General features: G+C 58.3%; 29 protein-coding genes. 7 read left to right on the top strand and 22 right to left on the bottom strand.

Annotated features, from left to right (window positions below; translation table 11 throughout):
* Window positions 1–10 precede the first annotated feature (10 nt).
* From ACR0I1_RS17220 to ACR0I1_RS17200, 5 genes are read right to left on the bottom strand one after another with little or no spacing between them, the layout of a single operon-like run.
* Window positions 11–403, bottom strand: coding sequence for a PTS sugar transporter subunit IIA (locus ACR0I1_RS17220; protein ID WP_170392594.1), 393 nt, complete (start codon window positions 401–403; stop codon window positions 11–13).
* A complete protein-coding gene (gene rapZ / locus ACR0I1_RS17215; RefSeq protein WP_480439341.1) occupies window positions 400–1281 on the bottom strand; it encodes an RNase adapter RapZ in 882 nt (293 codons plus the stop codon). The genes ACR0I1_RS17220 and rapZ overlap by 4 nt, the downstream gene beginning before the upstream one ends.
* Entirely contained in the window at window positions 1278–1748 is a 471-nt protein-coding gene (locus ACR0I1_RS17210) for an HPr kinase/phosphorylase (RefSeq protein ID WP_480707393.1), read from the bottom strand. Before ACR0I1_RS17210 ends, rapZ begins: the two co-directional genes overlap by 4 nt.
* 3 nt (window positions 1749–1751) lie before the next feature.
* Window positions 1752–3461: a sensor histidine kinase gene (locus tag ACR0I1_RS17205; RefSeq protein WP_170392597.1), complete on the bottom strand. Its 1710-nt coding sequence runs from the start codon at window positions 3459–3461 to the stop codon at window positions 1752–1754.
* A gap of 32 nt (window positions 3462–3493) precedes the next feature.
* Complete coding sequence (locus ACR0I1_RS17200; protein WP_170392598.1) at window positions 3494–4198, bottom strand: response regulator transcription factor; 705 nt, start codon at window positions 4196–4198, stop codon at window positions 3494–3496.
* 344 nt (window positions 4199–4542) lie between these two features.
* Here ACR0I1_RS17200 and ACR0I1_RS17195 point away from each other — a divergent pair, with 344 nt between their 5' ends.
* The 3 genes from ACR0I1_RS17195 (at window position 4543) to ACR0I1_RS17185 (ending at window position 7329) form a co-directional block, all read left to right on the top strand.
* A complete protein-coding gene (locus tag ACR0I1_RS17195) occupies window positions 4543–6141 on the top strand; it encodes a phosphoenolpyruvate carboxykinase (RefSeq protein WP_170465138.1) in 1599 nt (532 codons plus the stop codon).
* Window positions 6142–6463: 322 nt separating this feature from the next.
* The gene (locus ACR0I1_RS17190) at window positions 6464–6754 is read left to right on the top strand and encodes a hypothetical protein (RefSeq protein ID WP_170392600.1); all 291 of its coding nucleotides are present in this window, start codon (window positions 6464–6466) and stop codon (window positions 6752–6754) included.
* Between the two features lie 32 nt (window positions 6755–6786).
* Window positions 6787–7329, top strand: coding sequence for a hypothetical protein (locus ACR0I1_RS17185; protein ID WP_255611805.1), 543 nt, complete (start codon window positions 6787–6789; stop codon window positions 7327–7329).
* Here ACR0I1_RS17185 and ACR0I1_RS17180 read toward each other — a convergent pair.
* Window positions 7326–8090, bottom strand: coding sequence for a sulfite exporter TauE/SafE family protein (locus ACR0I1_RS17180; RefSeq protein WP_170392601.1), 765 nt, complete (start codon window positions 8088–8090; stop codon window positions 7326–7328). The two genes, ACR0I1_RS17185 and ACR0I1_RS17180, sit on opposite strands and share 4 nt — an antisense overlap.
* Window positions 8091–8234: 144 nt before the next feature.
* Here ACR0I1_RS17180 and ACR0I1_RS17175 point away from each other — a divergent pair, with 144 nt between their 5' ends.
* From ACR0I1_RS17175 to ACR0I1_RS17165, 3 genes are all read left to right on the top strand, one after another.
* Entirely contained in the window at window positions 8235–9926 is a 1692-nt protein-coding gene (locus ACR0I1_RS17175; protein ID WP_170513458.1) for an acyl-CoA dehydrogenase family protein, read from the top strand.
* 216 nt (window positions 9927–10142) lie between these two features.
* Window positions 10143–10685, top strand: a complete 543-nt coding sequence (locus ACR0I1_RS17170; RefSeq protein WP_170565043.1) for a hypothetical protein — start codon at window positions 10143–10145, stop codon at window positions 10683–10685.
* A gap of 12 nt (window positions 10686–10697) precedes the next feature.
* Window positions 10698–11090 (top strand): META domain-containing protein, encoded by a 393-nt coding sequence (locus tag ACR0I1_RS17165; RefSeq protein ID WP_170392604.1) that lies wholly within the window; start codon window positions 10698–10700, stop codon window positions 11088–11090.
* On the opposite strand, the gene recO is transcribed toward ACR0I1_RS17165, so the two are convergent.
* A complete protein-coding gene (gene recO, locus ACR0I1_RS17160; protein WP_480707392.1) occupies window positions 11074–11799 on the bottom strand; it encodes a DNA repair protein RecO in 726 nt (241 codons plus the stop codon). The two genes, ACR0I1_RS17165 and recO, sit on opposite strands and share 17 nt — an antisense overlap.
* Window positions 11800–11967: 168 nt before the next feature.
* Here recO and ACR0I1_RS17155 point away from each other — a divergent pair, with 168 nt between their 5' ends.
* Entirely contained in the window at window positions 11968–12357 is a 390-nt protein-coding gene (locus ACR0I1_RS17155; protein WP_170402289.1) for a VOC family protein, read from the top strand.
* Between the two features lie 9 nt (window positions 12358–12366).
* On the opposite strand, the gene ACR0I1_RS17150 is transcribed toward ACR0I1_RS17155, so the two are convergent.
* The 15 genes from ACR0I1_RS17150 to folK form a co-directional block, all read right to left on the bottom strand.
* Complete coding sequence (locus ACR0I1_RS17150; protein ID WP_170392607.1) at window positions 12367–12690, bottom strand: SemiSWEET transporter; 324 nt, start codon at window positions 12688–12690, stop codon at window positions 12367–12369.
* 110 nt (window positions 12691–12800) lie between these two features.
* Complete coding sequence (locus ACR0I1_RS17145; protein ID WP_480707391.1) at window positions 12801–13130, bottom strand: DUF1491 family protein; 330 nt, start codon at window positions 13128–13130, stop codon at window positions 12801–12803.
* 55 nt (window positions 13131–13185) lie between these two features.
* Window positions 13186–14094, bottom strand: coding sequence for a GTPase Era (era, locus tag ACR0I1_RS17140; RefSeq protein ID WP_170392609.1), 909 nt, complete (start codon window positions 14092–14094; stop codon window positions 13186–13188).
* A gap of 168 nt (window positions 14095–14262) precedes the next feature.
* Window positions 14263–14775: an N-acetyltransferase family protein gene (locus tag ACR0I1_RS17135; RefSeq protein ID WP_480707390.1), complete on the bottom strand. Its 513-nt coding sequence runs from the start codon at window positions 14773–14775 to the stop codon at window positions 14263–14265.
* Window positions 14776–14794: 19 nt separating this feature from the next.
* Window positions 14795–15472 carry a ribonuclease III gene (gene rnc / locus ACR0I1_RS17130; protein ID WP_170392611.1) on the bottom strand — a complete coding sequence of 226 codons (678 nt, stop codon included), beginning with the start codon at window positions 15470–15472 and terminating at the stop codon, window positions 14795–14797.
* Entirely contained in the window at window positions 15469–16308 is an 840-nt protein-coding gene (lepB, locus tag ACR0I1_RS17125) for a signal peptidase I (protein WP_480707389.1), read from the bottom strand. The genes rnc and lepB overlap by 4 nt, the downstream gene beginning before the upstream one ends.
* A gap of 59 nt (window positions 16309–16367) precedes the next feature.
* Window positions 16368–16787: a holo-ACP synthase gene (gene acpS / locus ACR0I1_RS17120; RefSeq protein ID WP_170392613.1), complete on the bottom strand. Its 420-nt coding sequence runs from the start codon at window positions 16785–16787 to the stop codon at window positions 16368–16370.
* Window position 16788: 1 nt separating this feature from the next.
* Window positions 16789–17766: an NADPH:quinone reductase gene (locus ACR0I1_RS17115; protein ID WP_170402304.1), complete on the bottom strand. Its 978-nt coding sequence runs from the start codon at window positions 17764–17766 to the stop codon at window positions 16789–16791.
* Window positions 17767–17793: 27 nt separating this feature from the next.
* Entirely contained in the window at window positions 17794–18120 is a 327-nt protein-coding gene (locus tag ACR0I1_RS17110) for a Dabb family protein (protein WP_480707388.1), read from the bottom strand.
* A 16-nt stretch (window positions 18121–18136) separates the two neighbouring features.
* Entirely contained in the window at window positions 18137–18760 is a 624-nt protein-coding gene (locus tag ACR0I1_RS17105; RefSeq protein ID WP_170425202.1) for a LysE family translocator, read from the bottom strand.
* Window positions 18757–19503 carry a pyridoxine 5'-phosphate synthase gene (locus ACR0I1_RS17100; RefSeq protein ID WP_170392617.1) on the bottom strand — a complete coding sequence of 249 codons (747 nt, stop codon included), beginning with the start codon at window positions 19501–19503 and terminating at the stop codon, window positions 18757–18759. The genes ACR0I1_RS17105 and ACR0I1_RS17100 overlap by 4 nt, the downstream gene beginning before the upstream one ends.
* Window positions 19496–20194: a DUF2062 domain-containing protein gene (locus ACR0I1_RS17095; protein ID WP_170392618.1), complete on the bottom strand. Its 699-nt coding sequence runs from the start codon at window positions 20192–20194 to the stop codon at window positions 19496–19498. The genes ACR0I1_RS17100 and ACR0I1_RS17095 overlap by 8 nt, the downstream gene beginning before the upstream one ends.
* A 16-nt stretch (window positions 20195–20210) precedes the next feature.
* Entirely contained in the window at window positions 20211–22343 is a 2133-nt protein-coding gene (locus ACR0I1_RS17090; protein ID WP_170392619.1) for a RelA/SpoT family protein, read from the bottom strand.
* 25 nt (window positions 22344–22368) lie between these two features.
* Window positions 22369–22722: a DNA-directed RNA polymerase subunit omega gene (gene rpoZ / locus ACR0I1_RS17085; RefSeq protein WP_010437681.1), complete on the bottom strand. Its 354-nt coding sequence runs from the start codon at window positions 22720–22722 to the stop codon at window positions 22369–22371.
* Window positions 22723–22816: 94 nt separating this feature from the next.
* A complete protein-coding gene (gene folK, locus ACR0I1_RS17080; protein ID WP_480616393.1) occupies window positions 22817–23398 on the bottom strand; it encodes a 2-amino-4-hydroxy-6-hydroxymethyldihydropteridine diphosphokinase in 582 nt (193 codons plus the stop codon).
* Between the last annotated feature and the right edge of the window lie 113 nt (window positions 23399–23511).

The following is a 23511-nucleotide window of genomic DNA, read 5'->3' as shown; positions in this document are numbered from 1 at the left end:
CTATCCGGTGTCAATCCAATGTCACATTTTGCGCATTGATGTACTTTCGTCCAGCTTCCAAAGCCAAACGTACGGCCTCGGCCAGTGGCAAGTGGCGACTTTTGGCCAGTTTGATCAGCATGGGAAGGTTGGCCCCGTAAAGGATTCGCCGGTCTTGTGGCGCACATGCGCGCAGGCTCAGATTCGAGGGGCTGCCGCCGAACAGATCGGTCACCACAACGACGCCATCGCCCATATCGACCTCGTCCGCCGCGCGGCAGATTTCAACTTGTTTCGCTTCGCGATCATGGTCGGCTTCTATCGGGATGGCCACCAGTCCGGGTTGCTTTCCAACCACATGCTGCGTGGCCGCAAGATACTCCTGAGCCAACCCACCATGTGCAACAATAACGATCCCGATCACTCCGGCCTCACATTCAACGCGCGTCGTTCCATTTCGCGATGCCTAATTGCCACCTGCTGCCCCCCTTCTGCAAGGGCCTTTGCAACTGCTTCAGCCACCGCGACCGAGCGGTGCTGCCCTCCGGTGCACCCAAATGCAACTGAAAGGTGCGCTTTGCCTTCCTCACGGAAGGCCGGAAGCAGTTCGATCAGCAGGTCGACCACCCGGTCAAAGAAGACGCCATAGTTTGCATCTGATTGAACATAGGCCGCCACATCCGAGTTTCGACCATCCGCATCCCGCAGTTCAGGCCGCCAGTATGGATTGGCCAGAAACCGGCAATCGAACACCATGTCCAAACCGCGCGGCAAGCCCCGCTTGTACGAGAAGGATTCGATCGACACCGCCAGATGCCGCCCGCCCTTTGGGGCGAACCAGCGTTCGACCTCTTCCCGCAGCTGATGCACATTCAACGCGCTGGTGTCGATCAGCGTGTCGGCAAACTCGCGAATTGGAGCTAACAGTTCCTTTTCCTGACAAATGCCGGTTTCTGGGCTGGCATCAGTCGCAACCGGGTGACGGCGGCGGGTCTCCGAGAAGCGACGCAGCAGCACCTCGTCACTGCAATCCAGATAGAGGATTGTCAGGTCGACATTCTCCATCCGGCCCAGTTTGGCGGCAAGTTCGATAAACCCGGTGGTTGAAAAATCGCGATTGCGCGCGTCGATACCCAAAGCCATTGGGCGCGCAGGCTCCGAATTGTCGACGAGGCGAGCCAGCAACCCCATCGGCAGGTTGTCAATCGCCTCGAACCCCAGATCTTCAAGCACATGAATTGCGGTCGATCGCCCTGCACCGGAAGGACCTGTTATCAGAACGACGCGCTGTTGTGCTGTCATGTATTCGGCCATTCCGGGGCTACGCGCCCCATTTTCACAAGTTGAATAAGTCCTGCAGCCAAATTGGGCACGCCAGCCCCCCGAAGCAAGGGAACAGTTTGCTTCAGCACAAGAATTTCAGTGGGTTCAGGCAGCCGCGCAGGCTCGGCTTGGTCCATATCCACAACAAATGCCAATCGAACCGGCCTCGCGGCTTCAGCTCGCAGTAACCCGATGCCGCGCGCTTCAATCAGGCCGCGGATCTGCGGAAGTCCAGCTGCCATCACGTGATCGGCCTGTCCGGTCAATTCGACCCGGTCATCAGCGACAAGCTGCGCCCCAAGCGCCATCATCTGTAGCGCCAAAGAAGATTTGCCCGTACCCGAGGCACCAATGATCAATAAGCCCTTTTCCTGAACCGCAATACAGGTCCCATGAATGCAGGCCGACCCTTGATCCGCTATCTCAGAAAGTGGGGTGGTCCTCATAACCTAGACGGGAAGCCCGACAACAAACCGCGCACCTAGCGGGTCCGAGGTGATATCGGCCTCGGTTGGACGGATATTTTCTGCCCAGATCACACCACCATGCGCCTCGACGATTTGTTTCGAAATCGCCAATCCAAGGCCCGAATTGTTGCCGAAATGCTCTTCGGGGCGTTCGGAATAGAAACGCTTGAAGATCTTGGTCAGCGCCTGATCAGGAATGCCGGGACCGGTGTCTTCAACCACCACGAGCACGCGGTTGTCACGACGGCGGACCCAGACCCGGATGGCGTCTTTGTCCTCGCAGAACGAAATCGCATTGGTGATCAGGTTGACAAAGACCTGCGCCAGACGCGCCTCGAGCCCGTTGACCACGATGGGGTCCGAGGGAAGGTCTGTGATATATTCGATGCCTTTCGAACGGGCATCTTCACCCAGAAACTGACTGATATTGCCAAGCAGATTGAGCAGGTCAAAGGGCTGCTCTTCTTCTTTCACCAGTTCCGCGTCCAGCCGCGATGCGTTCGAGATATCGCTGACCAGTCGATCCAATCGCCGCACATCATGCTCAATCACGCCCAATAGCTTTTCGCGCTGATCATCGCGTTTGACCATACGCATGGTGCCCACGGCGGATTGCAGGCTCGCCAGTGGGTTCTTGATCTCATGCGCGACATCGGCCGCAAATTGTTCGTTCGCGTCAATGCGGTTATAAAGCGCCGTGACCATCCCGCGCAAAGCCTGGCTCAGACGGCCGATTTCATCCGGGCGCGCACTGAGATCCGGGATGCGGATACGTCCGGGGTTCACGCCGGCTCCGCGGTCCTTGCCCATCTCGGCAGCGGCGGCCAGATCAGCAAGAGGATTGGCAATCGTTGAGGCCAAAACGAGGCTCAGACCGATCGAGACCAGCAGTGCTACCACAAACATCTGCAGGATCCGCTCTTGCTCCTTGCGGGCCAGCGCATCGATCTCGCCCGCCGGGCCCGCCATAGCAACGGCACCCACAGGCGTATCGTCCAATAGGATCGGGGCCACGGCGACAATCACCGTCTTGCCTTTATCGTCGTGCACGGCCTGTACTTGCAATCCGCCGTTCAGCGCCTGCGGGATCATTTCCTGCACCCGTTGCGCCAGCGTCGGAGCCTCGCTTTCGGAAGAACCGCTAAAGACCGCAGACACACCATTCCAAACCGCATTCAATGCGTCGCTGATCAAAGTGCTTCCAGTGGCGCTGTCGGCGTCCTGATGCAAAAGGCTGGGCAATTTGTCGGCCATGGACGCCCCGCGTGTCCAACCGATCAGAGTGCCCGTGCCGTCATAAACAAAAACCTCGCCGCCTTCGGGCAAGCTGAGACCCGCTAGCGTATCACGGACATCCAATGTGCCTGCACCATTGGCAGAGGGTTGACGCAGCTGGGTTTCAAAAACGTTGCTGACAAGTTGCGCATCACCGACCAGGTTCTGCGCGGTTTGTTGAACCCGTTCTTTTCGCGTGTCGTCCAGATACAGCAGCCCTGCCACCAAAATGACAAGGGCAATGAGGTTGAAGGTGATGATCCTGCGCGCCAGGGGCGAATAGCGCATAGAAAACAGGTTTCGTCGCGAACGCTTGGCCTGTAGCTCGGCAGCATCAGGGTCTTGGGGGATGACCCAGTCATCCCCAAGAACGACGTCTGCGTCGTGCACTTGGTTGGCTTGTTCAGTATCGCGCACGAGACCCCTTCGGCTTGATAAAACGGCCGCGCCTATTCTTCGTTATAACGATACCCGATACCGTACAGCGTTTCTATCGCCGAAAACTCGGGATCGGCTGCGCGCATCTTCTTACGCAGTCGCTTGATATGACTGTCAATGGTGCGGTCATCCACGTAGACTTGATCATCATAAGCCACATCCATCAGCTGATCGCGGCTTTTGACAAAGCCCGGACGTTGCGCCAAGGCCTGCAGCAGCAGAAACTCGGTAACTGTCAGCGAGACATCATTGCCTTTCCAGCTGACTGCGTGGCGCAGCGGGTCCATCCGCAGCTCGCCCCGCTCCATCACTTTTGTATCGCCCGAGGCCGCGTTGGTCACATCGCCATCGACCGCTTCCTGACGGCGCAACAAGGCGCGAATCCGTTCGACCAGCAGCCGCTGAGAGAATGGTTTTTTGACGTAGTCATCTGCACCCATGCGCAGACCCAGAACCTCGTCAATCTCGTCATCTTTGGAGGTCAGAAAAATCACGGGCATCTGGGTTTTCTGCCGCAGCCTTTGCAGAAGATCCATGCCGTCCATCCGCGGCATCTTGATATCCAGTACGGCCATGTCTGGCAGCTTTTTGTTGAAAGCGTCCAGCGCAGCCTGACCATCGTTGTATGTTTCGACCTCAAACCCTTCGGCTTCGAGTGTCATGGACACGGACGTCAGGATATTTCTGTCGTCGTCCACCAGTGCAATCTTTGACATCGGGTTCACCCCTATTCCTGCTCACTCGCGCAATAATACGCTTTTTTGTAAGGCATTGTTGGCGGTTTTGAGCCACCGAATCAACTCGTAACCTCGAATCGTGCCATTCTTGCGGCAGGTATGCGGCAAATTTGCCTTGCTGCGCCCAAATAGCTGCCTTGATTTACGGCAGACAAATCGTGATGGCGCTAAACCTCAACTTGGTTGCGCTAACTACCCCCAACCCTCCTGTTCATGTCCCAAAATACCGTGATAAGAGGCGCTTGACCGCCGGCTCTTTCCGGTATCCGCCCCAATGGTGCACCCGGCCCAAGGCCCTCGCGCCGCCACAGGAGAAGACACACATGACATCTGGACGGGTTAACCCGCAATTCTGCCTCGAAGATCAGGGCATCGAGGGTCTGGGCAATGTCTATTACAACTTCATGGAACCGGCGCTGATCGAAGAAGCGCTGAAGCGCGGCGAAGGCACCCTTGGCAATGGCGGCGCCTTTCTGGTCACCACCGGCAAATTCACTGGCCGCTCGCCCAAGGACAAGCATGTCGTCAAGACAGACAGTGTTGCCGACAGCATCTGGTGGGAAAACAACGCCGCCATGAGCCCTGAAGGTTTTGACGCGCTCTATGAAGATATGCTGACCCATATGAAAGGCCGCGACTACTTCGTTCAGGACCTCGTGGGCGGGGCTGATCCCAGCTACTCGATCAATGTGCGCATGGTAACCGAGCTGGCGTGGCACAACCTGTTCATCCGCCACCTGCTGCGCCGTCCGGATCGTGAGGATCTGGATGATTTCACGGCTGACTTTACCATCATCAACTGTCCCAGCTTCCAGGCGGACCCCAAAAAGCATGGCTGCCGCAGCGAAACGGTGATTGCACTGAACTTTGATCGCAAGCTGATCCTGATCGGCGGCACCGAATACGCCGGCGAGAACAAGAAGTCCGTCTTCACCCTGCTGAACTATATGCTGCCCGAAAAAGGCGTGATGCCGATGCACTGCTCGGCTAACCACGCGGTTGGCAACCCGGTCGACACCGCCGTATTCTTCGGCCTGTCCGGCACCGGCAAGACCACCCTGTCTGCCGACCCGTCGCGCACCTTGATCGGTGATGACGAACACGGTTGGTCGGATCGAGGCACCTTCAACTTTGAAGGTGGTTGCTATGCCAAGACCATCAACCTGAATGCCGAAGCCGAGCCAGAAATCTACGCCACCACCTCGAAATTTGGCACTGTGATCGAGAACATGGTTTTTGATCCCGAGACCAAAGAGCTGGATTTCAACGACGACTCTCTGACTGCGAATATGCGCTGCGCCTACCCGTTGGAATACATCTCCAACGCGTCGAAAACTGCATTGGGCGGGCATCCTAAGAACATCATCATGTTGACCTGCGATGCGTTCGGCGTTTTGCCTCCGATCGCTCGGTTGACGCCTGCGCAGGCGATGTATCACTTCCTTTCCGGCTTTACCTCGAAGGTCGCCGGGACCGAACGTGGCGTGACCGAACCGCAGCCCACCTTCTCGACCTGCTTTGGCGCGCCCTTTATGCCACGCCGCCCCGAGGCTTATGGCAACCTTCTACGCGATAAGATTGCTCAGCATGGCGCGACCTGCTGGTTGGTCAACACCGGCTGGACTGGAGGTGCCTACGGCGTGGGCAGCCGCATGCCAATCAAGGCCACCCGCGCGCTGCTGACGGCTGCGCTGGAAGGATCACTGACTGATGCGGAATTCCGCAAGGACGCCAATTTCGGCTTCGATGTGCCGGTCTCTGTCCCTGGTGTGCCCGAGGTCTTGCTGGATCCGCGCCGCACCTGGGACGATCAGGAAGCGTTCGACAAACAGGCGGAAAAGCTGGTGCACATGTTCGCGGAAAACTTCGAGCAGTACCTGCCCTTCATCGACGAAGACATCAAAGCTGTCGCGATCGGTTGATCGAATTTAGGGGCCATCATGGCCCCTGACCCACCAAAGCTTACGCTTCGGCACCTTGTTTGCACACAGACAAGTTCATTGCGATAACGTGCAACATGCGCTATCGCAATTTACCCAAGACGCTTCGAAGCCCGGCGTCCTTTGGCAGCGGCTTCTGTTAAATTTGAACATCGGGCGATCCGGGCTATCTTACTCACATCATGTCTCGGGCCGTTCAACAAGGTAATGATTATTTCTACACGGGGATGGGTGTCGGCGTGATGTGTTCAAAAGGTCAGCCTTTCGAACTGCCTCGGTCCGTCACGGAAACTATAGGCAAGTAATGACTGAAATCTCAAAACTCACCGAACTGCGCAAACTGATGCAAAGCATGGAGCGCACTCTTGGGCTGGAAGAACTCTCACCGGTCGAACGCGACATCTATTATGCCGCCGAAGAACTGTCGAAAGATGATCGCGAAGTACGCACCTTTGGTCTGATCGAACACACGCTGGTCAAAAGCGTATCTCGCCCGACATTTTTCCGCGCGCTGAAATCTCTGGTTCAAAAGGGTTATCTGTCGCAAAGCGGTAGCGCCAATCGCGGACGGTATCTGGTTCATGCGCCCAGGTGATCGCCACCCCAGATCTGTAATCGGCTGACCTCGTGCGCAGATGGGCCTCTGAAACATTCTATGCCTCTTTGGCCTATGTCGCTGCATCGTTCCTAACATTCCAGGTGCTGATGCCGCTTCAGAACGTGTTTTTTCCCGCATACCCCAGCTATGCCAGCTTATTGTTCCTGCCGCACGGCGTGCGGGTTCTGTCGGCTTGGTTATTGGGATGGAGGGCGATATTCGCACTGTTGCCCGGCGTTGCCATCGTCTTTGCCCTTGTGGGCGGTTGGGATGTTCTTCTGCCCAGCAGATTGCTGGCGATCACTATCGCGGTCACCACAGTTCCAGCGGTTTTTTATGTCTGCAAGGCGTTGGGCTGGGATTTGTTTCCGCGCGTCGATCGGAAGCCATGCTGGCTGTGCGTGATGGGCGTTGGAATCATCACATCGGTATTGGTGTCCGTTCTCACCAACATGGCCTTCGGCAGCGCAACGGCCGAGTATATCGCCTATCTGATCGGTGATATCTCAGGTCTTTTTTTCCTAATGTTGGGCCTCTATTTCGCCTTTCGATTTGCTGAAAGACGCAATTAACCCAAAAGACCCCTGCGCAGCAGGTTCAGCCCTGCAATCAGCAGTACAAGCAGAGTGAGTTTGCGGAACTGTGCCTGATCGATACGATCCTGCAGAAACTGACCGCCGCGCATTCCCACCAAGGCAGGGATAATCAGCAGCGCTGAGAACACCGCTGTGTCAGTCCTTAGAATACCCGAACCCAGATGCGCCACAATAAGTGCCACAGCGCCCAGACCGTATATCACGCCCTGCACCCGCATCTGATCCTTCTTCGGTGTATTCAAGGCTGTCAGATAGGCCACGGTTGGTGGTCCCCACACGCCCGAGATGCCGCCGACAGCACCGGCCACCGCACCCACCATAGCCTCAACCCGCATTGAGGGCGCTTGAAGCGTCAGTTTCAGCCCCAGTAGTTGCATCAGAGCGAAGAACGAAACTGGTGCGCCTAAGATCAGCAGAAATGCCTTGGGCGACAGGATGTTGATCAGCTGCGCGCTGGCCAATAGACAGACCAGTCCAACGCTCAGAAATACCTTGAACTTTCGAACTGACGCCGCCGCCGCGGGTAAACCTTCCCGCAAGGCCTGCACCCCATTGGTCACCAGCGTGGGCAAGATTAGACCTGCCAGCGCCAGCTCAGGCGGCAGCATCATGCTAAGACCAGAAACAAGCACCATTGGCATGGCAAAACCGACCATGCCTTTGACCCAGCCCGCGACGAAGGCAACGACCAAAGCCAGACAGAAATCCTGCGGCGACATAAGTGAAAACAGTCCCATCGACCCTTCATACCAGTCCAAAAAATTTCTGCACTGCAAAAGTCACTAAGCAATTTTTGAACTTTTTATGGATGATCTGCGTATTTTTGTTGCGCTGCACATGCAGCATGATATGACCAGACAACCCAGCAGAGGACGTGATTCATGGCCCATGACGGACAGGATGTGACGAACATGACGCAGCCAGCGGTTTTGCCCGATCTTCTAACACTCAGCGCAGCAGCCCTGCCCGGCGTTCAAGCGGTGTTCGATAAGGCGGTCGAATCGGTTCGCGCGCAGGTGACTAGCGAAGGGCGCATATCGGGCGCACTGATCGAGGCCAATCAGACAGCCGCACATGGGCTGGCTTGGCTGGCCACATACCACCAGTCGCTGCAGCAGATGCAGCGCTGGGCCGAGGCGCTTCAGGCCGAGGGTAAATTCGGCGAGATGGAGCAACTGTTGCATCAGATCGCTTTTGGGGAATACCTGCATCAGATCGCCGGTGGTATTCCGATGAACCAGGGCGAGGTTGTACGTTTGCAGGATCTTGGCCTTGGCTGGGATGCTCTGTCGGGATTCCAATGCAGCGAAGTGCAGACACTGATGGCGCAAGCCAACTCTCAGGCCGCGCGCACGCGTCTGGTTGAGTTGATGCAGGACCAGTCCGGTGCCACCATGTTTGGTGCGTCTGGTCTGGACGAAGAACTGGAGATGATCCGAGACCAGTTTCGCCGCTATGCCGTTGAAAAGGTTGAGCCTAATGCCCACGAATGGCACCTGAAGGACGAACTGATCCCAATCGAGATTATCGAGGAACTGGCCGAGATGGGCGTGTTCGGTCTGACCATCCCCGAAGAATTCGGCGGGTTCGGCCTATCCAAAGCCTCAATGTGTGTGGTCTCGGAAGAGCTTTCGCGCGGGTACATCGGTGTGGGTTCTCTGGGCACACGGTCCGAAATCGCCGCAGAACTGATCATCGCGGGCGGTACGGATGAACAAAAGGCCAACTGGCTGCCAAAACTGGCCAGCGCCGAGATCCTGCCAACCGCTGTTTTCACTGAACCCAATACCGGATCGGATTTGGGCAGCCTGCGCACGCGGGCCGTCAAGGGTGAAGATGGTAACTATAAGATAACAGGAAATAAAACATGGATCACGCACGCGGCGCGCACCCATGTGATGACCTTGTTGGCGCGGACTAATCCCGACAGTACCGATCACCGTGGGCTGTCCATGTTCCTGGCTGAAAAGACACCTGGAACCGACGAGAACCCCTTCCCCACGCCCGGCATGACTGGTGGTGAGATTGAGGTGTTGGGTTATCGTGGCATGAAGGAATACGAGCTGGGATTTGACGGCTTCGAAGTGAAGGGCGAAAACCTGCTGGGCGGCGAAGAAGGCAAAGGTTTCAAGCAGTTAATGGAAACCTTCGAGTCTGCCCGCATCCAAACGGCTGCCCGCGCCATCGGCGTAGCGCAGAGTGCTTTGGACATTGCCATGCAATATGCACAAGACCGCAAGCAGTTCGGCAAATCTCTGATCAATTTCCCTCGCGTCTCGGGCAAGCTGGCGATGATGGCGGTCGAGATCATGATCGCGCGACAGCTAACTTATTATTCTGCTTGGGAAAAAGATCACGGTCAACGTTGCGACCTTGAGGCCGGGATGGCCAAGCTGCTGGGCGCACGGGTTGCTTGGGCGGCGGCGGATAACGGCTTGCAAATTCATGGCGGTAACGGCTTCGCTCTGGAATACAAAATTAGCCGCGTGCTTTGTGACGCGCGCATCCTAAATATCTTTGAAGGCGCCGCAGAAATACAGGCGCAAGTCATCGCGCGTCGATTGCTGGGCTGACGCCCGAAGCGACGCGGTTTCCCCAACTGAACCCGGCCTTGCGCCGGGTTTTCTTTTTCTTCCGTGTTGTACGGACCTTCAGGCCTATTTCTTCCGAGTTGTACAACTCGGTTTCAGGGCTTAATGGGCGAATCTTCCCCCTCGGATCGAGCGCAGAAATCGGGTAAAGGGCGTCAACCAAACCCAGCGCCCAAGCTGGCCAGAGGAGAATCGAGCGTGAAGATCATCATCGCAGTTTTGGCCACCTGCATGGCCCTTGCCGGATGCGCCATGGCACCAAACACCGGGCCCGATGATGTGGACCAGTTGGCACAAGCGATCCAGCAGCTTGACCCCAAGGTTGACCCTGCCGAGGCGCGGCGTGCAGCCGAGATATCTTATGCCTATTCCAATCAACTGAAACAGGACTGGAACGTCACCGATTCGGCCATCGTCCACAACGCAAAGGTCATCAACGGATTTCGCGAAAAAGGTCTGTGCAATGATTGGGCGCAGGCCATGACCACGCGTTTGAAGCAAGAGAACTTTCGCACGCTGGACCTGCACTGGGCCACATCGCCTCCAACTGCGTTCCGGATCATCCACCATTCGGCTCTGATCAGCGCTAAGGGAGATTCAATGTATGAAGGCATCATCCTTGACCCGTGGCGCAACAGCGGGGTGCTTTATTGGGATCAGGTGCGCGAGGACACCAAATACAACTGGCGCCCCCGCCTTGAAGTGCGCGAAGAGTTAATCAGCGGTGTGAACCCCTACTGACAGGATATTGCGATGTTACGTCTGGCCTTGTTCCTGCCCCTTTTGACCCTGTTCCAATGCGACAAGGATGAGACTGTCGCCGCCTATGGCGCAGCGGATCAGACATGGGCTTTGCAAGAGATCGACGGGCAGCCTTTTGAGGCCAGCGCCCTTTTGCGATTCCCCGAAGAGGGTCGGATTGAGGGCAATGCCCCGTGCAACACCTATTCAGGTACAGTGAATGCACCCTATCCGTGGTTTGAGATCACCGATCTTGTCGCCACCCGCGCGGCTTGCGCCGGGCTTGAAGCCGAGGGGTTTTATTTCGCCGCACTGATGGCGATGACCCAGTCCGAGGTGTCCGGCGATGTGCTGATCCTGCGCAATGAGGACGGGCACGAGATGGTGTTCAAAGCCGCCGAGTAAACTGCGCCACAAATCGCGCGCGTGCGTCCGGCAAAGGCGTATGACCCAGCGACGGAGCCAGATGGTTTTCCAGAAAATACCCGGTCGTGCGCAAGGCTTCAGCAATCTCGGTATCCGGAGCCGCGCCTTCGCCGCGCAGGCAGGGGGGCAAAGGCAGCAGCTTATCGGCCCAGTCCCCTGCCCCCGCCGCACTGACCGCGCGGCCGGTTTTCGGAGAGACATAGACCAACCCCTCGGTCGCCCCTGTCACTGCGCAGGCCGAAAGATCCAAGCTAAAGCCCAGCTCTTCCAGCAGCGCCAGTTCCCAGCGCAGATAGGCCAGTGGCCAGACCTCATCCTGACCCAGCAGGTCCATCAACTGTTCTGTTTGCTGATAGATCGCCGGATGAGGCTCGCGTTCGGGCAGGCAAAAGGACAGCAGCGCCACCACCGCATTTAATCCGGCCAGCGCCAGCCGCCCTGAAAACGCCGCTGCAGCGCGCGAACGCAGGGGTTCGACCTGAAAGGTGCCAAGATGTTCTTCGAGCCGCGCGCGCCAAAGCACGTCCAGTTGCGCGCCGGGTTGCAGGATCGGGGCGATCTTGCGGCTGGTGCCACCGCGCACAATGCCGGCGTGACGACCATGGGCTTCGGTAAAGACCTCGATGATCGCCGCTGTCTCACCATGACGGCGAGAGGTCAGAAGAATGCCGTGATCACGCCAGTCCAAGTTTGGCCTCGTCAGGTCACCAGATATATACGCAGGAAATCTTATGGCCGTTGCAGGTTCAAGGTGGAAACGCGTCAGGTTGACCCTGTGGAACACCAAAAACACGTTGCGTGACATCTGTTCACGCAATAGTGTTCACTTTATGTTCTACACGGAGGAATTTAAGAAATGTCACTTAACTATGTCATGATCGGTTCAAATGATGTCGTCAAAGCGCGAAGCTTTTACGATGCGGTTGTGCCCAAAATCGGCGGCAAGGTTATTGCTGAATATATGCCCCACGCTGTTTGTTACGAGCTGCGGGGCGGTGGGTCCATGTGGGTCGCGACGCCCTTTGACAAAGAGGCCGCGACGGTTGGAAACGGCAACATGGTTGGCTTGCTCTGCGAAAGCGAAGCGGAAGTTCGCGAGGTGCATGCGGAGGCTCTTGCCAATGGCGGAACAAATGAAGGTGATCCCGGAGATCGACCTCAATATGGCCCGAACTTCTATGGCGCTTATGCGCGCGATCCTGATGGCAACAAGATGAGCTTTGTCTATTTTAGCGATGCAGGCTGATCGCGCGCCCTAGAACGTCATACCTGCGTGAATCAGAATGCCGATAACCATCAGCAGGTTCAGCACCATTGAGATACCGTTGCCCACATAGATGGGCAACTTGCCCACCACCAGCCCATAGGCGAACCACAAAAACGACAGCCCAGCATACAGAGACCAGGACAGCAGCGACTGTCCGGTCGCGTGTTCGGAGTGGGTGAAATAAAGCTTAATCAGTTGTGGAAGCGTGGCGAAGGGGCCAACGACGCCGATAAAGACCATGAACCCCTCGAACCGCTGCATCCAGTGACCGAGATTTGAGTTTTCCAGTTTCTGGGCAAGCGTTTCAGCCACTCAACCCCCTCCTGTTCCTGCGGCCCCCGGAAGATTGGGCCGTTTCATTCAGCCAGTTGCAAAGCAAAATAGTCGCTTTGCGCTGTACGTCCAAGATCATTTGGCGCGGGTTAGCCCAGACCCTCTTCACCCAGCAGGTGCCTGCCTTGGCGGTCTTCCACCTCGATTACCCAAAGGTCGGGGTCAAAACTGCGTTGGCGGGTGATGGCGGCATCTACGTCTGCCTCTTCTCCGGATGAGAGCTCCACCCATTTGCGCTCGCCGCTCATCAGATCAAAACTGCGCTGAAAGGCTGCGGCCCGCCCGTTGAGTGTGTTGAGTTTGATAAGCACCGCCCCAGCGGTGTCATCCCCATGCGCCACAACAAAAGCAGGTATTTCCTGAAACCGCAGCCGCGCCAGATAGGCATGCACCCAGAATTCAGCTGTCAGCCGGGTCATGGTTCTGACCTTTCCGTAGGGGTTGAGAATTTTCGACGAAAATTCTTGGCCCGGGTCATGCGTTGCCGTCTTTGAAATCCAGACCCATTTCCGAGTAGCGCTCGGACTCCTCCAGCCAGTTTGGCCGGACTTTCACCTGCAAGAACAGGTGAATCTTGCGGTCCAAAAACTCTTCCAGCTCGGCACGCGCCGCCTGACTGACGGCCTTTATGGTCTCACCACGTTTGCCCAGCACGATCCCTTTGTGGCCATCACGCATGACATAGATGACCTGATCGATCTTGGCCGAGCCGTCCTTGCGCTCTTCCCAGTTCTCGGTCTCGACGGTCAGCTGGTAGGGCAGTTCCTGATGCAGGCGCAGGGTCAGTTTCTCGCGCGTCATCTCAGCCGCGATCATGCGCAGAGGCAGATCCGCAATCTGGTCTTCTGGATAGAGCCACGGGCCCTCGGGCAGTTCCGAGGCCAGCCATTTGCGCAGGTCGTCGACACCGTGGCCTTTTTCGGCCGAGATCATGAAGGTCTCGGCAAAGGGATAACGCGCATTCAGGTCACTGGTCAGCGCCAGCAGCTTTTCCGAGGGCACCTTGTCGATCTTGTTGATCGCAAGTGCGATGGTGCGGCCCTGCCCGATCTCTTCGAGGCCTTCGAGGATGCGTTCGACACCTTCGGTGATACCGCGATGCGCCTCGATCATCAGCACGACCACATCCGCATCCGCAGCCCCGCCCCAAGCGGCGGCGACCATGGCGCGGTCCAAACGGCGGCGCGGTTTGAAGAGGCCCGGCGTGTCGACAAAGACCAGTTGCGCATCGCCCTCCATCGCCACGCCACGGATACGAGCACGAGTGGTTTGCACCTTATGCGTCACGATCGAGACCTTGGCCCCGACCATGCGGTTCAGAAGGGTGGATTTGCCTGCGTTGGGCTCTCCGATCAGGGCGATAAATCCGGCGCGTGTGCTCATGTGTCCTGCGATCCTGTTTGCAAGTGCGCACCCCTATAGCAGAATGCGCGGACGGGCCAGAGGGATTTGTCGCATTGCGGATATCAGTGAGCGAAGGCCAGTCTGCGGCCCATAGGGCGACGCTGCCCGGTCGGCCGGTGCCGGCATTGGCCGGGCTTGATCGCGCGATCAGGTTGTAGTGTTCAACGCCAGAACTTGGTTCGGATAGGCTTGGTCCCCGATCCGAAAATCTGTGACTCCGACCTGCCGGAACCCTTTGGCTATATAGAAGTCGATTGCGGGCGTGTTCTCGGAATTGGTTGTCAGCCAAATCGACGGGCGCCCTTTTTCATGCATGTAGTCGACCGCGACGTCCAGCAGCGCTGAGCCGATGCCTTTACCATGATGGCGGGGCTGGACGTAGAACGTCACGATTTCTAGGTCAGAAAGCCCGTCCACAGGTGCGATGCGACTTTCCGCAAGCCGAATATAGCCGTCGATCCCGTCTTCGTTTTCAGAAACCATCAAGAGATCTTGGCCGTCGTCCAATATGGCTTCGAACCGGGCGGTTGTGAATTCGGACAGTGCGAATTCGGCAAAGAAGGCGTTCACACCACGCTTTAGATAGGTTCCGATCCAGACCTCAATCGACAAGGCGGCGAGGCTGGCGGCATCGGATTTCTGGGCGGGTCTGATCTTCATGATCTGGCCGCAAAACGGATCAAGACAACTGTTCCAACAACGCCTTTGCCGCTGCCTGTTCGGCCTGTCGCTTGGAGCCTGCGGTGGCCTGAGCTTCGGTACCATTCTGCAGACGAGCGGCGATCGTGAAGATCGGAGCATGGTCAGGGCCGGTGCGTTTGACCTCGACATAGCTGGGTGGTTTCTGGCCGCGGGCCTGTGCCCATTCCTGCAGGGCGGTTTTTGCATCGCGGGCGTCGGCCTCGACCTTGTGGATGCGATCGCCCCAGAGGGCGAGGATCACGTCTCGGGCAGCCTCGAATCCTGCGTCGCGGTAGATGGCCGCGATGACCGCCTCCATCGCGTCGCCCAGCAAGGCCTGCTTGCGACGACCTCCGGACAGCATCTCGGACCGGCCCAGTTTCAGCACCGCACCCAGATCAATCTGGCGGGCCACATCGGCGCAGGCTTCCTTGCGCACCAGCGCGTTGAAACGGGGGGCCAGTTGGCCTTCGGAAGCTTTCTTGTCGGCCTCAAGCAAAGCAGTGGCCATGACGAGGCCCAGGACGCGGTCGCCCAAAAATTCAAGACGCTGATTGTCGGGGCGCGTGGCAGAAGACACCGAGCCGTGGGTCAGCGCGCGCACCAGCAGTTCAGGGTCGGAAAACTCATACCCCAAGCGCTGCTGGAACGCCTTTATCTCAGCCGATAGCTTCAATTGACCGCCTTGAAGAAGCGGTCACCGCGCCATGTCCAGAAGAACAGCATCGAGCGACCTGCGGAGGAGAACATGATCCGGTCGGCGCGACCGATCAGGTTTTCGTAAGGTACATAGCCCACGCCTCCGGCGGATTGCGGCAGACGGCTGTCGGCTGAGTTGTCGCGGTTGTCGCCCATGAAGAAATAGTGGCCCTCGGGTACGGTATAGACCCCGGTATTGTCGGAGCCCTGATTGCCGATGTTCAGCACGTCGTAGGACACGCCATTTGGCAGGGTCTCGATCAGGCGGTTCTTTTCGCAAACACCGCCGATCCCGACGGGACCGTTGGAACAGCGCGGGCGCAGGCCTTGTGGGCCCTGCGGTTCAGCAACTTCGGTGAACACACCATCGGGTTGCTGCGGCACAGGAGTGTCGTTGAGGATGATTTGGCCTCCACGAATCTGGATACGATCACCCGGCAGGCCGATCAGTCGCTTGATATAGTCGCGCCCTGTGACCGGATGGCGGAAGACGATGACATCGCCGCGCTCGGGATCGCCACCCAGCAGACGGGAGTCGTCATCACCCTGCATCCAACCGCACACATCCTCGGCATCGATATTCAGGCCGATGCTGGGGATGATCAGGCTAGGGCAGGACGCGTAGGAATAGCCATAGGCCATCTTATTGACGAAGAGGAAATCACCGATCAGCAGCGTCTGCTTCATGGAGCCTGAGGGAATCCAGAACGGCTGAAAGAAAAGCGTGCGGAAAACGCCCGCGATCAGCAGGGCGTAGACGATAGTTTTGATCGTCTCCCAGACGGCGTTTCCGGATTTGGCTTCCTCGGCCATACTGCTCTCTCCAGTCTATGCGTGGTTGGGGTGCTACATGCGGGTCAGTTGGGGGCAAGTCAAGGCTGCGCGGGCGCTTCTTGAAGCGGGCGGGCCTCGATCACCACAAAGGCCTGCGCCCAGGGATGATCATCGGTCAGGGTGACGTGGATGATCGCCTCGTGGCCTTCGGGAGTCATTTCTTTCAGACGCTCTGCGGCCCAGCCGGTGACATGCATAACGGGCTGGCCGGTGCGCAGGTTGGTCACCGCCATGTCCTTCCACGCGATCCCCATCCGCAGGCCGGTGCCTAACGCCTTCGAGCACGCCTCTTTCGCGGCCCAGCGTTTGGCGTAGGTGCCCGCAGTATCGGCGCGACGCTCAGCCTTGCGCTGTTCGGTTTCAGTGAAGACACGGTTACGGAAGCGGTCGCCGAACCGGTCGAGCGTGCCCTGAATGCGATCAATATTTGCGAGGTCGGTGCCGATGCCGAGGATCATGTCAGACCTCCAACACAACGGTCCCGAGCTTTTGCCCTGCCTCGACCATTGCGTGTGCATTTGCCGCATCCATCAGCCCTCCGCCAGGGACGACGGCGTGGGACAGTGCGCCTTGTTCCAGCCACTGGCCCAACTGCGCCTCGCCACGACGGCGGGCCGCGGCGTCGAGTTGGTAGACGATCAGCATATGCAGGCGGATGTTCTTGAACATGAAGCCATAGAAATCCAGTTCGGGCTTCATTTGCGAAGCCGAGGCATAGCTGGCGATGGTGCCACCGGGGCGGATCATAGAAAGGGAAGCGGGTTGGTTGGCTGCGAAATCAACCTCGACAATGCGGTCTATGCCTGCGCCGTTGGTCATGTCCATCGCCGCCTCGGCCACGTCTTGCGTGCGGTAGTTGATCCATTCGGACGCGCCGGAATGGGCGGCTTTTTCATCTGAACTGACCGTTGTGATAACGCGCGCACCACCCAGCGCGGCCATCTGGCAGGCGTAGCGCCCAACCGTTCCCGCACCGCCGGTCACAAGCACAGTCTGGTCAGTGATCGGTCCGTCGCAATAGAGCGCGTACCATGCAGTCAAGGCTGGGATACCAAAACACGCGCCCTCGGCGAAGCCGGTCGTATCTGGAAGGAATACGGCCTGTTCGGAGGGTAGTGCGATGTATTCGGCCCCAGTGCCAAAAGCGCGTTGCCATTGGCCGTTCCAGATCCAGACACGTTCGCCGACGCGCGCGGGATCGACCCCTTCGCCTACGGCCTCAATCACTCCGGCCCCGTCCGAGTGGGGAACAACCATCGGGTATTGCATCACAGCGCCAGGGCGCGCGCCGCCGCGCAGCTTGACGTCTGAGGGGTTGATGCCGCTGGCATGGACCCGGACAAGAACGTCGCCTGGGCCGGGGTTGGGCGTGGGCAGGTCGACCAACTCAAGGACATCCGCCGCCGCACCAAATCCGCGATAGGTGATTGCTTTCATGACAGTCCCTCGTCTCCTATTGGTCAGCTATTGGTCAGCCGCGTCGGGCGTTTCCAGATCGAACACCAAGACGCCCTCGGCCCCATCCAAGCACAGCGCGACAAGCCGTGCGCCAAGTTGCTGGTGGGTTTCGTCACTGGCATAGCGCTGTAGGTCGGCCTGAGCCGCGAAATCCAGCGTGAAGCCGTAGGGATAGCTTAGGGATTTTGCCTCAAAATCGCGGTTGGGGCCGTGGATGAAGCCACCGCAGCCAGACAAACGGTCTGCGACCGCGCCCAGCCCATCCATCACAGCTGCAAGCTCTGCGGTGTCGTGATCGGGCTTGAGTCGCAGCATCACGCAATGTCGGATCATCTTTGCACCTCAGAGGTCATGACAGGCGCACCGTGAGGATCTTGTAGCTGGCCACGCCAAAGAAACCCGCGAAGGCAAAATCAAACCAGCGGCGGGCGCGGCGATAGGCGTTGACCATGCGCGCAGACGAAAACAAGAAGGCGTAGCCGATGAAGATCAGCAGTGAACCCGCATAGAGCATGGCGAAGTAACCCAGCAGCATAGCAAGGCTGGCGTCATTTGGCGCAACGATGGCGTAGATCGAGCCCCAGCTGAGGATCGCCTTGGGGTTGGTCAGGTGGATCGCTGCACCCTTGGCAAATATCGTGCCCAATGAGCCGGTGACCGGATTGCCCAGCGCGACCTCATCCGAAGTCAGCGCGCGACGTAGCGCCTTGAGCGCCAGCCAGCCCAGATAAGCGACGCCGATATAGCGGATCACCTCGAACACCCAGACATTGGCCAGCATGATCGCCGACAGCCCCAGTGCGGCGGCGATGCCCCACGCGGCGGACCCGGCGCAGATGCCCAGCGCAAAGGCCAGACCGGCGGTGCGGCCTTCGTTCATGGCGGTTCCGGCGATGCCCATGGTGGCAGGGCCCGGAGAGCCCCCGGCCATGAGCCATGCAAACCAGATCGCCACAAAACCGGGTGTGATCATGCCCGCGCCTCGTCCATCAGGCGGCGCATTTCGTGAACCGCCGGGGTGAGGCCGCGAAAGATGGCCTCGCCGATCAGGAAGTGGCCGATATTCAGCTCTCGCACTTCAGGGAAGGCTGCCACCGGTTGTACGGTGTCGTAAGTCAGCCCGTGACCCGCATGAACTTCAAGACCCAGCGAATGGGCATAGGCGGACATCTCGCGCAGGGCTTCCAGTTCGCGCGCGGCGTCGTCCAGTTTGCCTTCGGCGTGGAAATCGCAATAGGCACCGGTGTGCAGTTCGATCACCTCGGCCCCAATGCGGTGGGCGGCGTCGATCTGGCGCTGGTCGGCGGCGATAAAGATGGACACGCGGCAGCCCACATCGCGCAAGGGCGCAATGAAATGGGCCAGCTTATTTTCCTCGCGCGCGACTTCTAACCCGCCCTCGGTTGTGCGTTCCTCGCGCTTTTCGGGAACGATGCAGACAGCGTGCGGCTTGTGGCGCAGGGCGATTTTCTGCATCTCGTCCGTTGCGGCCATCTCGAAGTTCAGCGGCACCGACAGGATCTCCATCAACCCGTCGATATCGGCGTCCGAGATGTGGCGGCGATCTTCGCGCAGATGTGCTGTGATGCCGTCGGCCCCGGCCTCTTCCGCGATCCGGGCGGCGCGTAGTGGGTCCGGATAGGCCCCGCCGCGCGCATTCCGCACGGTGGCTACGTGGTCGATATTCACGCCCAGACGCAAACGGTTGTCAGACATCTTTCGAATCCTTCATTGTCCCTGAGGTCGAGCCTAGTGGTTTTGTCGGGGGAACGTCAGCCTCTGCCTGAGCAAGGCGTTTGATTTGTTCAAACTTCGCTTTGATTCTGGCGCGGCGGCGTTGCTGATAAGTACGGATAAGCGGCAGGCTAAGATAGGCGCAGATCACTCCGGCCACGATGCCTGGAATGACGCCGCCGATCATATAAGGAAAGAACACATCGTCATAGAACCGGCTAAGCCCGTGCCAGTCCGCCTCGCGATGGGTGAACATGGCGATGCAATTGTCCTTGAGATCGCCCATCGCATCCGCAAATTTCCCCATCAACCCATCGGTATCGTCTTTGCGGAACTTGGTCCCCAGCAGGAAATGCCCGGTTTGCAGGCTGATGACCGCGATCGGCACATAGGTCAGGGGATTGCCAAAGAACGTGCCGCTGAGCGCGGCAAGAATGTTGCCGTTCAGCAGCCGCGCCAGCACGGCGGCGACCAGGAAATGCAAGCCATAGAAAGGCGTGAACGAGGCAAACACCCCTGCCCCGATGCCACGCGCGATGCGTTCCGGGCTGTCAGGCAGGCGCCGAACCCGATGTTTGACATAGTGAAAGGCACGGGTCCATCCGCCGCGCGGATAGACGAACTCTGACGCGACTTGGACAGGCGAGCGGCGATCTCGGCGCTTGAAAACCACTCGTGATCACCCCTTCTCAGCCAGCCGCGACGGCGGGTTTCGCACTTTCCCGGTACCGTTCGACCGCAGCAACGTCGCTTTCAGCCTCGAGCATCAGCATCAGCGAATGCAACTGTTCAAGGTCGCGAAGTTCGACATTGATCATCAGCCGATAAAAATCCGGTTTGCGGTCGACAAATTCGAGGTTCGAGATATTGGCCTTTTTCTCGCCGATCAATGTGCAAATACGCCCCAGCACCCCGGCATCATTGCCGATGGTCAAATCCAGCGTCGCGCCATAGACGGCGGGGTGGGTGCCCGAATGCCAGTGCAGATCAACCCAGCGCTCGGGTTCATTTTCAAACTCGGTCAGGCGATCGCAGTCGATGGCGTGCACGACAACACCCTTGCCGCGATATGTAATTCCGACGATGCGCTCGCCTGGCAGTGGCTGGCAACAGGGGGCACGATCGAATTTCTGGCCCGGTTCAAGCCCGATCACAGCACGACGGGGCGAGATCGCGTCGCCATCATCCTTGGTGAGTTCGGGATATACCGCTTCGACCACCTCATGGGCGGTCAACTCGGCACTGCCCAGACGGGCCAGCAACTCGTCCCGATCTTTTAAACGCAGGTGTTTGGCAGCGGTTTCCAGCGCCTTGTCGGTGGCTTTGCGGCCCAGGTTTTCGAACCCGGCGCGGGCCAGTTCCTTACCCAGCTTGATGAAGCGTTCCCGGTCGACCTCGCGCAACGCGCGGCGGATCGAGGTGCGGGCTTTGCCGGTGACTGCGATCTCAAGCCAAGTGACCTGCGGGCTCTGGCCATCGGCGGTGATGATGTCCACCGACTGCCCGTTCTTGAGCCGGGTCCAAAGCGGCACACGAATGCCATCAACCTTGGCCCCCACGCAGGCATGACCAATGCGGGTGTGGATTGCGTAAGCAAAATCAATCGGCGTCGCCCCACGCGGCAGTTTCACCACATCGCCCTTGGGGGTGAAGCAGAACACCTGGTCCGAATACATCTCGAGCTTCACAGCTTCGAGGAAATCCTCATGATCATCCTCGCTGTCGAATTGCTCGGTCAGGTTTGCGATCCACTTTGCCGGGTCGACCGCAAAGGGGTTTTCGGACCGCACACCGTCGCGATAGGACCAGTGCGCTGCAACGCCGGTTTCGGCCACATCGTGCATCTGGCGGGTGCGGATCTGGACCTCGACCCGTTTGCCGTCGCGCCCCGAAACTGTTGTGTGGATCGAGCGATAACCGTTCGATTTCGGTTGGCTGATATAGTCCTTGAATCGCCCTGGCACCGCGCGCCAGCGCTGGTGGATGGCACCGAGTGTGCGATAGCAGTCTTCCTCGGTCTGGGTGATGATGCGGAACCCGTAGATGTCGGACAAACGTGAGAAACCCTGATCCTTTTCCTGCATCTTGCGCCAGATCGAATAGGGTTTCTTGGCACGGCCAAAGACTTCGGCTTCAATGCCCGCCTTTTCCAATTCGTGCCGCATGTCGCCGGTGATGCGATGGATCACGTCGCCGGTTTCGCGTTGCAGAGTGATAAAGCGGCGGATGATCGACTGGCGGCCTTCGGGGTTCAGGACGCGGAAGGCAAGGTCTTCAAGTTCCTCGCGCATCCATTGCATCCCCATCCGGCCCGCAAGCGGCGCGTAAATATCCATTGTCTCACGCGCTTTTTGCACCTGCTTTTCAGGGCGCATCGCCTTGATCGTGCGCATGTTGTGCAGGCGGTCGGCGAGTTTGACCAGAATAACCCGAAGGTCCTTGGACATGGCCATGAACAGCTTGCGGAAATTCTCGGCCTGTTTGGTCTCACGGCTGGACAGCTGCAGGTTGGTCAGCTTGGTGACGCCATCGACCAACTTGGCGACCTCATCCCCGAACAGTTCGGTGACCTTGCCATAACTGGCTTTGGTGTCTTCGATCGTGTCGTGCAACAGGGCCGTTATAATGGTTGCATCATCCAGACGCTGTTCAGTCAGGATGGCGGCAACTGCAACGGGATGAGAGAAATAGGGCTCGCCGGAATGGCGGAACTGGCCTTCATGCATCTGTTGGCCAAATTCATAGGCCCTTTCGATGCGGTCGGCATTTGTCTTGGGATTGTAATTGCGGACCAGTGCAATCAGGTCTTCTTCTGAAATCATCCGGTCCGCACCTTTGTCGCTTGGGTTACCCCTGGCCCTGGGCCTCCATCAGAGCGCGCAGGAGCTTTTCTTCCGACATGTCGTCATCCGCAGGCTTGTCAGATTCCGCACCCATCAGCAGGGCCATCTGATCTTCTTCGGGCTCATCAACCTCGATCTGGGTCTGGTTGGCTTCGATCAGACGCTCGCGCAGCTCATCAGCGCTTTGGGTTTCGTCGGCGATTTCGCGTAGCGAGACGACAGGGTTCTTGTCGTTATCGCGGTCAACGGTGATCGGGCCACCAGCAGAAATCTCGCGCGCCCGGTGGGCTGCAAGCATCACCAGTTCGAACCGGTTCGGGACCTTGTCTACACAATCTTCGACCGTAACGCGGGCCATGGGGCGCTCTCCGTAAATGAATCCGTGGCAGGAAGGGGTTTATCTAAGCGCGAATCCCCGCCTTGACAAGCAAGAAATGCCGCAAATGCGAGGATCACAGAGGCTTGACCTCTGCCACCTCATCGGGCGGCAAGGCTGCAACCATCTGCGTCACTGTCCGGTCCAGAACGGGATGGCGCCAATCGGGGGCGACATCCACCATGGGAACAAGCACAAAAGCGCGGTCCTGCAAGCGCGGATGGGGCAGGATTAGGTGTTCCGGCGCAGATTTGGTCTGATCTTCGGGGGGAAGGGTCAGCCAGCGCTGGTATTCGGCGTCATCCGGCAGCACAAGTTCATCCCAAAAGACCAGATCGAGGTCCAGAGTGCGCATGCCCCAACGCTGTTCACGGGCGCGCTCAAAATCATGTTCGATGCGGTGCAGCAGGTCCAGAACACCCTGTGGCGTGAGGTCCGATTCGATCAAAACCGCTGCGTTGACATAGTCCGGCCCTGCCCCTGCCGGAAAGCATGGGGTGGCAAAAAACCGGCTTGTCTTGCGAATCACCAAGCCCGCCTCGGCCATCGCGATCAGCGACCGCTCAAGTGTCACCTTGGGCCCACAACCTCTCAGACTGAGATTTGCCCCTAGGGCAATGACCGCTTTTGACAAGGTTTTGTCCACTTCAGACCCCATATTCGGACCAGAGAATACTTGCGATAAAGCCTAAAACACCTATTTTAAGGACACCATTGCACTGACCTATTACTTTATCACTCACGGAGCTCACGGTGCGGTGGCTTATACCG

The sequence above is a fragment of the Ruegeria sp. B11 genome (assembly GCF_056539785.1).
The sequence above is the reverse complement of the archived record's forward strand: the minus strand, read 5'-3'. Positions and strand labels throughout refer to the sequence as shown.